This is a genomic window from Mesorhizobium sp. YIM 152430, from assembly GCF_029210365.1.
GTDB lineage: Bacteria > Pseudomonadota > Alphaproteobacteria > Rhizobiales > Rhizobiaceae > Aliihoeflea.
The window spans coordinates 155,702-169,015 of sequence record NZ_JARGES010000046.1 but is presented as its reverse complement, the minus strand read 5'-3'; the positions used below and the strand labels follow the sequence as shown (position 1 = coordinate 169,015).

The following is a 13,314-nucleotide window of genomic DNA, read 5'->3' as shown; positions in this document are numbered from 1 at the left end:
GAGCGCGATGACCGCACCATTCGCCCAGAGCACCGAGATCAATTTGAAGGTCAATGGCGAGCGCGTGCGCCGCACCGTCGATGCGCGTCGGCACCTGATCGACTTCCTGCGGCTCGATCTCGGCCTCACCGGCTCCCATGCCGGCTGTGAACAGGGCGTGTGCGGGGCCTGCACGGTGCGCGTCGACGGCGTCATCCTGCGCGGCTGCCTGACGCTCGCCGTCCAGCTCGACGGCGCGGATGTGTGGACCATCGAGGGCGTCACCGAGACGGGCGAGCTTGCCGATCTTCAGGACGAATTCGTCGCCCGCAACGCGCTGCAATGCGGCTTTTGCACGCCCGGAATGCTGCTCGCCGCCGCCGATCTTCTGGAAACGGGCGAAACGCCCGACCGGGCGCATATCCGCGAGCACATCTCCGGCAATTACTGCCGCTGCACCGGCTACGAGGCGATCGTCGATGCCATCGAGGCGACTGCCGCGAAGCGCTGCGGCGTGCCCGTCCCGGCCCTGAAGGAGGCTGCCGAATGACCATCGCTTTCGGCAATCCCGACCGTCCCAATTCCTATATCGGCCGCTCCGTCCCGCGTCCCAATGCCGGCAAGCTCGTCGCCGGCGCGGGCCGCTATGTCGACGATGTCGTCCTGCCGCGCATGGTCCATGTCGCCTTCCTGCGCAGCCCGCACGCCCGCGCGAAGATCGAGGCGATCGACATCTCCCCGGCGCTCGAAGTCCCCGGCGTCATCCGCGTCTTCACCGGCGCCGACATCGCCGCCGCCTGCACCCCATGGGTCGCCGTGCTGGCGCATCTCAAGGGCCTCAAATCCGCGCCGCAGCACGCGGTCGCCGTCGAGCACGCGACATGGGTCGGCGAGCCGGTCGCGGCCGTCGTCGCCGACAGCCGCGCCGCCGCCGAGGATGGTCTTGCCGCCATCGAGGCATCCTTCGCTCCTCTGCCCGTCGTGGTCGACATGCGCACCGCGCTCGATGCCGAGACGCCGCTCATCCATCCCGAACTCGGCGACAACCTGACCTTCCAGCGCCTGCACGAAAAGGGCGAGATCGACGCCGTCTTCGCCTCCGCCCACATGGTCGTCGAGGCCCGTTTCAAGACCGGGCGCCACACCGGCGTCTGCCTCGAGCCGCGCTCGATCCTGGCCGATTACAGCCGCTCGGAAGGCCAACTCACCGTCCATCACTCGACGCAGGCCCCGCACATGATGCAGACGGTCTTCGCCCGGCATCTCGACCTGCCCGAGGCGAAGGTCCGCGTCATCTGCGGCGATGTCGGCGGCTCCTACGGGATCAAGGTCCATGTCTATCCCGACGAGGTCGCGACGGCTGCGATCGCGAAGATCATGGGCCGTCCGGTCAAATTCATCGCCGACCGCCTCGAATCCTTCTCCACCGACATCCACGCCCGCGACCACGAGATCGACGGCCGGATCGCCGTCGACGAGAACGGCAGGATTCTCGCGCTCGACATCGACGACCTGACCGGCATCGGCCCCTATTCCGTCTATCCGCGCACCAGTGCCATCGAGGGCAACCAGGTCGTCAATCTGTGCGGCGGACCTTACGATTTCCAGACCTACCGCGCCCGCACCACCGTCGTCCTGCAGAACAAGACGCCGACCTGCCAGTATCGCGCGGTCGGCCATCCGATCGCCACCGCCGTCACCGAGGGCCTCGTCGACATGGCTGCCGAGGCTATCGGCCTCGACCCGATCGAAATCCGCCGCCGCAATCTCGTCGCCGACGACGCCTACCCCTACACCTCCGCCGCCAACATGCGCTTCGAGGGCCTGTCCCATCACGCCAGCCTCGACAAGCTTATCGCCATGATCGACTACGACGCGCTGCGCGCCGACCAGGCCGAAGCCCGCAAGAGAGGCGTTCATCGCGGCATCGGCATCGCCTCGTTCATCGAACTCACCAATCCCAGCCCCTTCATGTACGGCATCGGCGGCGCGCGCATCTCCGCGCAGGATGGCTGCACCGTGCGGATGGACCCGGACGGCTCGGTCGTCGCCATGTCGGGCGTCACCGAACAGGGCCAGGGCACGGAAGGAATGCTGGCGCAGATCGTCGCCGAGGGCGTCGGCGTTCCCGTCTCCAAGGTCAGGATCATCACCGGCGACACGCAGACCACGCCCTATGGCGGCGGCACCTGGGCCTCGCGCGGCGCCGGCATCGGCGGCGAGGCCGCGCTTCAGGCGGGTCTTGCGCTGCGCGAGAACATCCTCGTCGTCGCCGCCTCCATGCTCCAGGCGGCGCCCGACGCGCTCGACATCGCCGACGGCCGGATCGTCGACAAGGCGACCGGCGAGGCGCGGATGCCGCTCGAGGAACTCGGCCGCATAGTCTATTTCCGCGGCGACACACTCGCCAGAGACCTGCCGCGCGAACTCGTCGTCACCCGCCACTACATCACCAGCGAATATCCCTTCGCCTTCACCAACGGCGTCCAGGCGAGCTATCTGGAGGTCGATGTCGACACCGGTTTCGTCAAGCTCCTGAAGCACTGGTGCGTCGAGGATTGCGGCCGCGTCATCAACCCGATGCTGGTCGACGAGCAGATCCGCGGCGGCATCGTGCAGGGCATCGGCGGCGCGCTCTATGAGGAATGCGTCTATGACGGCGAAGGGCAGTTGCTCAACGCCAACATGGCCGACTATCTCGTGCCGATGGCGGCCGAGATGCCGGACATGATCATCGGCCATGTCGAGACGCCGACGAGGGAGTCGCTGCTCGGCGCCAAGGGCGCGGGCGAAGCCGGCACCGCCGGCGCGCCGGCCGCCATCATGAACGCCATCAACGATGCGCTGCGCCCGCTCGGCGCGCGCGTCACCCAGATGCCCTTTACCCCCGAGCGCATTTTGACCGCTCTCGGGACCATCCAGCACTGACAGAAGCAGGCGCACTCAAACCACGTTTCAGGGAGGAAACTGGCATGAAGCACATTAGCCACATGATCGCCGCGACACTTGCCGGCACCATGCTCGCCGGCACCGCATACGCTCAGGAAACCATCACCATCAACATCGGCTCCAGCCATCCGGTCCAGAACATCTGGGCCTATGCGATGAAGAACTCGTTCCAGCCGGAAGTCGACCGTCTGCTCGAGGAGGCGGGCGGCAACTACAAGGTGGAATGGGTCGAGTCCTATGGCGGCACGCTCTACAGGTTCACCGACACCCGCGCGGCCGTCAGCGACGGCATCGTCGACATCGGCATGGTCGGCACGGTCTGGGAAGGCTCGGCCATGCCGCTCCAGAACGTGACCTATTTCACGCCCTTCGCCACCTCCGACCACGAAATGCTGATCGAGATCTTCGACAAGCTGACGGCCGAACTGCCCGAACTGCGCGATAGCTGGGAGGGCGAGAACATGGTCCACCTCTCCTCGCTGATCACCGACAGCTACGACGTCTACGCCAACTTCGAAATCAACGCCCTGTCCGACATGGCCAACCGGCGCATCAATGCGCCGGGCACCTCGGCCAACTGGCTTCAGCAGACCGGCGCGACGCCCGTCGACGGCGCCTTGACCACCTACTACACCGACATCCAGACCGGCGTATCGGAAGGCGCGCTCTCCTTCGCCTCCGGCATCCTGCCGACCCGCGTCTACGAGGTTGCGCCGAACCTAACCCGCGTCGGCATCGGCGCGATGTATTTCGGCGGCATCGCGGCCAACAAGGACTTCTTCGACAGCCAGCCCGAAGAGGTGCAGAATGCGATCCTCGAAGCCGGCAAGGCCACGTCGCTCGCCCATGGCGCCTATGTCACCGAGCAGGCCAATACGGCGATCGAGAAGATGGAGGCCGAGGGCCTGGTCATCTCCGAATTGCCGGAGGAGGAAAAGAGGAAATGGGTCGAGAGCCTGCCCAATGTCGTCGGCCCCTGGCTCGAAGCCAATGGCGAAGCGGCGCAGACCGTGCTCAAGGCTTATTTCGCCGAGTTGCGCGAGCGTGGCGTGACGCCGCTGCGCGACTGGGACGAAGGTCTTTGATCGAAACACGATGCCGCCGGCGGGCAACCGCCGGCCGCAACCCTCTTTGCGACGCCTGAAAGTCCTTCATGAGCGCACCGATCCCCGACATCGAGGAAGGCACCGGCCGGCCGGTCGACGCTGGCCTGTTCGGCATCGCCGCCAATGCGCTCGCGGCCATCGGCACGATCTGGATCTTTCTCCTGATGTTCCTGATCGTCGCCGACGTCGTCGGCCGCAATTTTCTGTCGAGCCCGATCACCGGCGTCGCCGAGATGGCGGCGCGCTCGGTCGTCGCCATCGTCTTCCTGCAAATCTCCGCCGCCGTTCTCGCCGGGCGGATGACGCGCGCGGATTTTTTCGTCAACTACATCCGCAAGGTCGCGCCGGGCCTGATGCGCGCCATCGACGTCATCTTCCTTATCGTCGGCGCCGCCGTCTTCGCCGCCATCACCTATGCGTCCTTTCCCGAAATGACCAAGGCGTGGCGCACGGGCGAATATTTCGGCGTCCAGGGCATCTTCACCATCCCGACGCTGCCCTTCCGCGCGATCATCGTCATCGGATCGGTCGCGGCCATCATCTCCTATCTGATCCTCATGGTGCGGGCCGCCACGCAGGATGACGACGCAGCGAAAGCCGATTCATGAGTGCGCTTGCCATCGGCCTGATCCTGATCGGGGTCCTGATCCTGCTCGTCCTTCTGGGCTTGCAGATCGCCATCGCGCTGTTTGCAGCCGGCTTCGTCGGCATCTGGATCATTCGCGACAATTTCGAGCTCGCCATGCGGCTCCTGTCGGTCACCGCCTATAACGGCATCGCCGATTATCTCTTCGCCACCATCCCGCTTTTCGTGCTTATGGGACTGCTGGTCTCCATCTCCAATGTCGGGCGCGATACGTTCGAGGTCGCCGAGGCGCTCTTGCGTCGCTTCCTCGGCGGGCTGGGCATCGCCACCGTCGCCGCCAACACGGTCTTCGCCGCCGTCACCGGCGTATCGATCGCGTCCGCGGCCGTCTTCACCAAGGTCGCCGTGCCGGAAATGGTCCGCCACGGCTACAGGACGTCGTTCGCGGCCGGCACGGTCGCCGGCAGTTCCGTCCTCGGCATGATGATCCCGCCAAGTCTGCTTCTCATCATCTACGGCGTCCTCGCCGAGCAGTCGATCGGCCGAATGTTCGTCGCCGGCATCGTGCCGGGAGCGCTCCTCGCCTTCGGCATGGTCACCGTCATCATGGGGCTTGCCTTCTTCAAGCCCTCCTTCGTCTTCTCCGACGTCGAGAAGGCAAGGCAGCGCCATGTCGAACGGTCCGGCCCGACGCTGTCGGGGCGTGACATCCTGGTCAAGCTGGTGCCGATCGTGGCGCTGGTCGTTCTGGTGCTGGGCGGGCTCTACAGCGGGTTCTTCACCCCGACGGAGGCCGGCGGCATCGGTGCCTTCGGCGCGCTTTTGATCGCGCTCGCGCGCCGATCGCTTGACCGGCATCGAATCTGGGACGTTCTGAAGCAGACCGGGTCCGTCTCGGTCGGCATCCTGATCCTGCTGATCGCCGCCGGCTTCTACAGCCGGATGCTGTCCGTCGCCGGCATTCCCGTCGCCATCGGCGATCTGGTGCAGGGCAGCGGCCTCGGCCCCTATGGCTTCCTGCTTCTCTACTGCATCATCATCCTGTTGATGGGCATGATCCTCGATTCCTCGTCGATCCTCCTGATCATGGTGCCGATCGCCGCGCCCATCGCCGAGGCGCTGGGGTTCAACCTGATCCATTTCGGCATCGTCACCGTGCTGACCGTCGAGATCGGGCTTTTGACGCCGCCCTTCGGCATATCGGTCTTCACGGTCCATTCGACGCTGGCCGACAAGCGAACCGGCGTGGAACAGATCTTCCTCGGCACCATGCCCTTCGTTGGCGTCATGCTCGTCTGCCTGTTGCTGATCGCACTCTTTCCAGCACTCACGCTCGCCCTGGTCTGAACGAAAAACGGTCGCGACGTTTGGCCACGCGTTTATGATTGGCAGGAGAGCGTCGCTTCGCGCTATCACCCGGCGTGAACGGAGCGGTGAAGACGAATGGCGCTGGACGTCGGATATGTGAGTGCGGTTGCAGCGGGGGCGATCTCGTTCCTGTCGCCCTGCGTCCTGCCGCTCGTCCCGCCCTATCTGTGCTACATGGCCGGCGTCTCGGTCGACGAGTTCCGCGAGGGCGCAAAGCCCGCCCGCGCGCGCTCGGCGCTGATCGGTTCGGCCCTCGCCTTCGTGCTGGGCTTCACCACCGTCTTCGTCGCGCTCGGCGCCGGCGCGTCCTCCATCGGCGGCCTCCTGCGCGCCTGGCAGCAGGAACTCGCCATCGTCGCGGGCGTCCTCATCATCTTCATGGGGCTGAATTTCCTCGGCATCATCCGCCTGCCCTTCCTGTCCCGCGAGGCGCGGTTCCAGGCCAACGTCTCGCCCGCAAACGCCTTTGCGGCCTATATCATGGGCCTTGCATTCGCCTTCGGCTGGACCCCTTGCATCGGGCCGGTCCTCGGGCCGATCCTGACGCTTGCCGGCGGGCGCGAAACGGTCGGCGAAGGCGCGATGCTGCTCGCCGCCTATTCGCTCGGCCTCGGTATTCCGTTCCTGATCGCCGCGCTCTTCTCCGGCGCCTTCATGCGTTTCCTCAGCCGTTTCCGCGTCCATCTCGGCCGCGTCGAAAAAGTCATGGGCGGGATGCTGGTCGTCGCCGGCATCCTGTTCCTGACCGGCGGCATCCAGACCGCCTCCTTCTGGCTCTTGGAAACTTTCCCGGCCCTTGGCCTTCTCGGCTAAGGAACAGCCATGCTAGACACCCTTCGCAACTGCGAAGGAGCGCGGGAATGGAATTCGATACGACGTTCGAGCCGCATTACGGCGAGGCGGTTTTGGTGGCGGACAAGCTTCTTCGCCTGACCGTGAACAATCCCGGCCCGTTCACCTTCCACGGCACCAACAGCTATATCCTCGGCACCGACATGCTCGCGGTCGTCGATCCCGGCCCGGAAGACGATGCGCACTATGCCGCGCTCCTGAAGGCGATCGCCGGCCGGCCGGTCAGCCACATCTTCGTCAGCCACACGCATCGCGACCACTCGCCGCTCGCCGCCCGGCTCAAGGCCGATACCGGTGCGCTGATCATGGCCGAAGGCCCGCACCGCTCCGCGCGCCCGTTGCGCATCGGCGAGATCAATCCGCTCGACGCCAGCGCCGACACCGATTTTTCGCCCGACCACGCGCTTGCCGACGACGAACTGGTCGAAGGCGACGGCTGGGCCGTCCGCGCCATCCACACGCCCGGCCACTGCGCCAACCACGTCGCCTTCGCCATCGAGGATACCGGCATCCTGCTTTCGGCCGATCACGTCATGGCCTGGGCCACCTCGATCGTCGCCCCGCCCGATGGCGCGATGTCGGATTTCATGGCCTCGCTCGACCGTCTCTCAGAGCGCGACGACGCGATCTACCACACCGGCCATGGCGGCCCGGTCACCAATCCGCGTGCCTTCGTGCGCGGGTTACGCACCCACCGCAAGATGCGCGAGCGCGCGATCCTCGAGCGCCTCAAGGCCGGCGACCGGACCATCCCCGAAATCGTCGCCGCGATCTACCGCGACACCGACCCCCGCCTCCATGACGCTGCCGGCCTCTCGGTCCTCGCCCATCTCGAAGACCTCGTCGCCCGAAACCTCGTCACGGTCGAGCCGGAACCGTCCATCGATGCGGTGTACCGGCCGGCCTGAACCGGCGCCCTATTCCTCCTCGACGATCACCCCCGTCACCACGTCGACCTCGTAGTCCAGCGCGTCGAGGAAATTGACGATGCGCCTGGCATTTTCGCCCTGGTCGTGGCCGCCATAGCGGGAGGCCGAGCGCATGTCGACGCGGGTGGTCTCCCCCTCTGCGCGAAGCCGGATCGCGATGTCCGAGGGGAAGCCGAGGAGGAAGGAATAGCCGATGAATTCGAGCGTTTCGCCGCCGGGCGCGGACATGCGCCCCAAAAGATCGAAACCGCGCGCATCGGCCACGCGCAGCACGGCCTGCGTCATGTCGGCCAGCGGCAGCGCGAAGCTGCGTGCGACCAATTCGGGATAGGCCGCGCGCATCGCCTCCGCTTCGTCCGGTGCGATCGTGCGGATCGGATTCATGCGCGCATCGCGGTTTTCGGCTGCCGCGACGAAATCGGGCGGCAAGGTCCGATCCGTGGCAATGTCGGTGAGCCGCGGATGCGTGAGGAAACCCTGCAATCCCACCCCGAACGGCGCCAGCACGATCAGGGCGAGCAGAAGCCCTGCGACGGCCGGTCCCGTCCCCGCATCGTCCTCGATCCAGATGCGCCGCAACGCGAAAACCGCAAGGATCAGCGCGACAAGGGCGAGCCCTGCGACGATGCCGAGCACCCACAGGAATTCCGGCGTCGGGATCGAGCCGAAGCGGTGGGCGAGGCTCGCCAGCACGAACAGCACGAGCGCGAAGAACGCGATGCCCTGCGCCGGTCTGGCCTGCGGCGTGTATTGTCGGTAGTCGTCCCGCGCCATGTCGTCAGTTCTGCGTCGTCAACATCATGGCGCGGGTTCTAGCACGCTCAGGCGGCGCTGGAAGCTGTGGGCAGTTCATATCCCTTGAACTGGTCGCGCAGCGTCGTCTTCTGGATCTTGCCGGTCGCCGTGTGTGGGATTTCGTCGACGAAAGCGACGTCGTCCGGCATCCACCATTTGGCGATCTTGCCTTCCATGAAGGCCAGAAGTTCCTCCTTCGAGGGGTTCTTGCCTTCCTTCCTGACGACCACCAGCAGCGGCCGCTCGTCCCATTTGGGGTGCGCGATGCCGATCACCGCCGCCTCGGCGACGTCAGGATGGCCGACCGCGATGTTTTCGAGGTCGATGGTCGAGATCCACTCGCCGCCTGACTTGATCACGTCCTTGGCGCGGTCGGTGATCTGCATGTAGCCGTTCTCGTTGATATGGGCGACGTCGCCCGTATCGAACCAGTTGTCGGCGTCGAACTGTTCCTTGCCCGCCCCGCCATAATAGGCTGCGGCAACGGCGGGTCCGCGCACCTTCAGACGGCCGAACTTCTTGCCGTCCCAGGGCAACTCGTTGTTCTCGTCGTCGGTCACCTTCATCTCGACGCCAAAAGGCGCGTAGCCCTGCGTCTGCTTGATGTCGAAGAGCGCATCGCCGGTCGTCGCGGCATATTCCGGCTTGATCGTCGCCAGCGAACCCAGCGGCGACATCTCCGTCATGCCCCAGGCGTGGATCACCTCGACGTCGTAGTTCTTCTCGAACTTCTCCGTCATCGAGCGCGGGCAGGCCGAGCCGCCGATCACCACCTTCTTCAGATGCGGCAGCTTCAGATCGTTCTTCTCCATGTGCTGGAGCAGCAGCAGCCAGACGGTCGGCACGGCGGCGGTGAAGGTCACCTTCTCGGTGGTCAGCAATTCGTAGATCGCCTCGCCGTCCATGCGCCCGCCCGGCATCACCAGCTTGGCGCCGACCATCGGGCTCGACTGCGCGAGGCCCCACGCATTGGCGTGGAACATCGGCACGACCGGCAGGATCGTGTCGCGCGCGGAAATGCCCATCGCATCGGGCATACAGGCGAGCATGGCATGGATCACGTTCGAGCGGTGCGAATAGACGACGCCCTTCGGGTCGCCCGTCGTGCCGGACGTGTAGCACATGCCGGATGCGGCCTTCTCGTCGAGCGCCTTCCAGCGATAGTCGGCATCGGCCTCGCCGATCCAGTTCTCATAGGCGACGACGTCGGGCAGCGACGTCTGCGGCATGTTCGCGCCGTCCGTCAGCACGATCACCTTGGTCAGCGACTTCACCTCGGCCGCGATCTTCTCGACCAGCGGCAGAAAGGTCAGGTCGACGAACAAAGCCTTGTCCTCGGCGTGGTTCATGATCCAGGCGATCTGCTGCGGGAAAAGCCGCGGGTTGAGCGTGTGATAGACGCCGCCCATGCCCATGATGCCGTACCAGGCTTCGAGGTGCCGCGCCGTGTTCCAGGCAAGCGTCGCGATCCGGTCGCCGACCTGAAATCCCTCCTGTTCGAGGCGCTTGGCGACCTTCAGCGCGCGCTGGCGCACGTCGCGGTAGTTGGTGCGCACGATCGGCCCCTCGACGGAGCGCGAGACGATCTCCCGGTTCGGGTGCTGGATCGCCGCGTGATCGAGAATCTTGTGGCACAGAAGCGGCCAGTCCTGCATCAGTCCGAGCATACAATCCTCCCTGTTCGAACGGAGCGCTATTTTGTTCGGATCGTGGCCGGTGTCCAGCAAAACCCGCGTTGTTGTCAGAAAGTTCAATGGCTTGTCCGCGCCTTATTCGAGCCGCGATTGAACGCGACCTTTCGCGGCGACGGGGCGGCATCGACAAACGGAAGAACGCGATGAAAAAGGCGAAAAACGCCCGGACCAAGTCCGCCCCCGCTCCCATCGAAGCCCCGAACGACCTTTCCACCGCCATTCTCGACGCCGTGTGCGCGGGTGACGGTCAAAGCTTCGAGGCACGCGTGCGTTCCGCCGTCGACGACCTGCCGGCCCATTTCCTCTTCCACATGCGCATCGACCTCGAACCGGCACTGGACGTCGCCGCCATCGCCACCGCCGACAGCGAGACCGCCGACTTCCTCATCGTGCGCCAGAGCGAGGGCGGGGACGTCGCCATCGAGCCGGCCGCGGAGTCCGATCTGCCGATCGCCGCCCTCATCCCCGCCTATGCCGGATTGGCCGCAACGCTGCCCAGCGCGGCCTGACTGGCCCAGCCCGACTGGACCAATCGAACCAGCATTCGAGCGGGGTTCTTCGCGCAACGATAAACGGCTAGTCTCCAGACAACCCCCAGGAGACAGCCATGCTCGACCAGCCTCCCCTCACGAATTTGCAGACCCGCGACATCGAGGCGGTGCTGCATCCCTATACGCCGCTGCACAAGCTGAAGACCAACGGTCCGCTCGTCATTGAGCGCGGCGAGGGCGTCTTCGTCTACGACACGCAAGGGCGGGATTATATCGAGGGCATGTCGGGCCTGTGGTGCGCCGGGCTCGGCTTCGGCGACGAGGAGATGGTGGAGGCGGCGACCCGGCAGCTTCGCACCCTGCCCTACTATCACCTGTTCGGCGCCAAGGGCATGGAGCCCGCCATCGAGCTTGCCGAGAAGCTCAAGGAAATCGCGCCGGTGCCGATCTCCAAGGTGTTCTTCACCTCGTCGGGCTCGGAGGCCAACGACACCCAGGTCAAGCTCGCCTGGTACATGAACAACGCCATGGGCCGGCCGAACAAGAAGAAGATCATCTCGCGCCAGAAGGCGTATCACGGCGTCACCATCATGGCCGCCTCGCTGACCGGCCTGCCCTATAACCATATCGGCTGGGACCTGCCGGTCGACCGCGTGGTCCACACCGACTGCCCGCATTTCTACCGCTTCGGCGAAGCCGGCGAGACGGAGGTTGAGTTCGTCGCCCGCCTGGTGAAGTCGCTCCGCGATCTCATCGAGCGCGAAGGACCGGGCACGATCGCCGCGATGATCGCCGAGCCGATCATGGGCGCCGGCGGCGTCATCGTCCCGCCCGCCACCTATTTCGCCGAGATTCAGAAAGTGCTCGACGAGCACGACATCATGATGATCTCGGACGAGGTCATCAACGGCTTCGGGCGCACCGGAAACTGGTGGGGCGCGCAGACGATGGGCATGACGCCGAAGACCATATCGGCCGCCAAGCAGCTCACCGCCGCCTATGCCCCGCTCGGCGCGGTCCTCGTTCCGCAGGACGTCTACGACGCCTATGTCAGCCATTCGGAGAAGATCGGCACGTTCGGCCACGGCTTCACCTATGGCGGCCATCCGCTCGGCTGCGCGCTCGGCGTCAAGGCGATCGAGATCTATCAGCGCCGCGACATTCTCGGCCATGTCCGCAACATGACGCCGACCTTCGAGGCCCGTCTGAAGAAGATCGCCGACCACCCGCTTGTCGGCGAAGTGCGCTCGGCCGGCCTCGTCGGCGGCGTCGAGATGGTGGCCGACAAGGCGACCAAGCGCTCCTTCGACCCGAAGAAGGGCGTCGGCGCCCAGATCGCCAAATTCTGCGAAAACCGCCGCGTCATCCTGCGCGCCATCGGCGACACCATCGCCTTTTGCCCGCCGATGGTCATCACCGAAGCCGAGCTCAACGAACTCTTCGACCGCTTCGAACTCGCGCTCGCCGACGCCGAAGCCTGGGTCTCCAGGGAAGGTCTGCGCTAGGCTTCCAGGAATTGCAAAGCCTGCGTGAGGGACCGCCCCGGCTTCCTCGCGCAGCCGCCATGCGCCTTGCCGCGATCAATCCGGCCGGTTTTGGCCGGACGGAGATGGCACCTTGCGTCCGGCGATGAGGGCTGCCGGACAAATGATCGTCGCAAAATGTTTCTAAATGAAATTCGCCGTGATAGGTTTGCGCCGTAAAATCGGAAAAAACCGGATCGGGGAAAGACATGAACACTCCAGAATGGATCAAGCCGGCTCTCGGCGGGGCTGCTGCTGGTGCAATTGCTCTTGCGGTCGTCGGCTTCACATGGGGCGGCTGGGTCACGCAGAGCACGGCGGCGTCGATGGCATCGACCGCGGCCAGTGAAGGCATGGTCGCGGCGCTCGTCCCGCATTGCGTGGCACGGGCGAGCACCGATCCCGAGGCAAGCGTGATTCTGGCCGAACTCAAGGCCGCAAGCAATTTCAACCGCCGCGGCGTCGTCGAGAAGGCCGGCTGGGCAACGCCGATCGGGGAGGAACGTCCGAACCGCGCCCTTGCAACCGCCTGCTCAACGGCGCTTGCCGACCTTTAAGTTCGCTTCGAGCGTCACGAAGAAGGAGGGGGTCGTCAACGGACGGCCCCTTCCTATTTTCCATGGAACAGAGCAGAGCCGTTCCGGCTCGGCATACCATGGAGCGAGCCATGTCCAATCCGTCACCCGGCCTGAAGCGCGATCCGGGCCACACGATCACCATCACGCCCCATTCCGGCGCCGTCACCGTCAAATTCGGCGAGGTCGTAATCGCTTCGACGCGCAACGCGCTGCAACTTGCGGAAGCGACCTATCCACCGGTCCTCTACATCCCCTTCGCCGACATCTATTTCGAGCACCTTCTGGCCTCCGACACCAGGACCCGTTGCCCTTTCAAGGGCGAGGCGTCCTATTGGAGCGTGACCGGCCAGGGCGAAGGCGAGGCCGACGTCATGTGGGCCTATCCGCATCCCTATGACGAAGTCGCCGCCATCAGGGACCACGGCGCGTTCTATTCGCACAAGGTGACGATCGACGCGGGGTAA

Annotated in this window: 13 protein-coding genes; 11 read left to right on the top strand and 2 right to left on the bottom strand. The window is 65.3% G+C overall.

Annotated features, from left to right (window positions below):
- Window positions 1–7: 7 nt before the first annotated feature.
- The 7 genes from PZ895_RS15955 to PZ895_RS15925 all read left to right on the top strand — a co-directional run bounded on the left by PZ895_RS15955 (window position 8) and on the right by PZ895_RS15925 (window position 7,748).
- Window positions 8–529 (top strand): (2Fe-2S)-binding protein, encoded by a 522-nt coding sequence (locus tag PZ895_RS15955; RefSeq protein ID WP_275839987.1) that lies wholly within the window; start codon window positions 8–10, stop codon window positions 527–529.
- Window positions 526–2,907, top strand: coding sequence for a xanthine dehydrogenase family protein molybdopterin-binding subunit (locus PZ895_RS15950; protein ID WP_275839986.1), 2,382 nt, complete (start codon window positions 526–528; stop codon window positions 2,905–2,907). The genes PZ895_RS15955 and PZ895_RS15950 overlap by 4 nt, the downstream gene beginning before the upstream one ends.
- A 44-nt stretch (window positions 2,908–2,951) precedes the next feature.
- Window positions 2,952–4,013, top strand: a complete 1,062-nt coding sequence (locus tag PZ895_RS15945; protein ID WP_275839985.1) for a C4-dicarboxylate TRAP transporter substrate-binding protein — start codon at window positions 2,952–2,954, stop codon at window positions 4,011–4,013.
- Window positions 4,014–4,081: 68 nt separating this feature from the next.
- Window positions 4,082–4,642, top strand: coding sequence for a TRAP transporter small permease (locus PZ895_RS15940; protein ID WP_275839984.1), 561 nt, complete (start codon window positions 4,082–4,084; stop codon window positions 4,640–4,642).
- Window positions 4,639–5,967 (top strand): TRAP transporter large permease, encoded by a 1,329-nt coding sequence (locus tag PZ895_RS15935; protein ID WP_275839983.1) that lies wholly within the window; start codon window positions 4,639–4,641, stop codon window positions 5,965–5,967. Before PZ895_RS15940 ends, PZ895_RS15935 begins: the two co-directional genes overlap by 4 nt.
- Before the next feature lie 96 nt (window positions 5,968–6,063).
- A complete protein-coding gene (locus tag PZ895_RS15930; RefSeq protein ID WP_275839982.1) occupies window positions 6,064–6,801 on the top strand; it encodes a cytochrome c biogenesis CcdA family protein in 738 nt (245 codons plus the stop codon).
- 47 nt (window positions 6,802–6,848) lie between these two features.
- Window positions 6,849–7,748, top strand: coding sequence for an MBL fold metallo-hydrolase (locus PZ895_RS15925; protein ID WP_275839981.1), 900 nt, complete (start codon window positions 6,849–6,851; stop codon window positions 7,746–7,748).
- Between the two features lie 9 nt (window positions 7,749–7,757).
- Here the strand turns inward: PZ895_RS15925 and PZ895_RS15920 are convergent, their stop codons facing one another.
- Both PZ895_RS15920 and PZ895_RS15915 read right to left on the bottom strand, forming a co-directional pair.
- A complete protein-coding gene (locus PZ895_RS15920; RefSeq protein WP_275839980.1) occupies window positions 7,758–8,543 on the bottom strand; it encodes a DUF1499 domain-containing protein in 786 nt (261 codons plus the stop codon).
- Window positions 8,544–8,590: 47 nt separating this feature from the next.
- Complete coding sequence (locus PZ895_RS15915; protein ID WP_275839979.1) at window positions 8,591–10,231, bottom strand: long-chain-fatty-acid--CoA ligase; 1,641 nt, start codon at window positions 10,229–10,231, stop codon at window positions 8,591–8,593.
- Between the two features lie 170 nt (window positions 10,232–10,401).
- Here PZ895_RS15915 and PZ895_RS15910 point away from each other — a divergent pair, with 170 nt between their 5' ends.
- From PZ895_RS15910 to PZ895_RS15895, 4 genes are all read left to right on the top strand, one after another.
- Window positions 10,402–10,767, top strand: a complete 366-nt coding sequence (locus tag PZ895_RS15910; RefSeq protein WP_275839978.1) for a hypothetical protein — start codon at window positions 10,402–10,404, stop codon at window positions 10,765–10,767.
- Between the two features lie 98 nt (window positions 10,768–10,865).
- Window positions 10,866–12,254, top strand: coding sequence for an aminotransferase (locus PZ895_RS15905; RefSeq protein ID WP_275839977.1), 1,389 nt, complete (start codon window positions 10,866–10,868; stop codon window positions 12,252–12,254).
- Window positions 12,255–12,481: 227 nt separating this feature from the next.
- Entirely contained in the window at window positions 12,482–12,829 is a 348-nt protein-coding gene (locus PZ895_RS15900) for a hypothetical protein (RefSeq protein WP_275839976.1), read from the top strand.
- Between the two features lie 110 nt (window positions 12,830–12,939).
- On the top strand, window positions 12,940–13,314 hold the full coding sequence (locus tag PZ895_RS15895; protein ID WP_345803534.1) for a DUF427 domain-containing protein: 375 nt from the start codon (window positions 12,940–12,942) through the stop codon (window positions 13,312–13,314).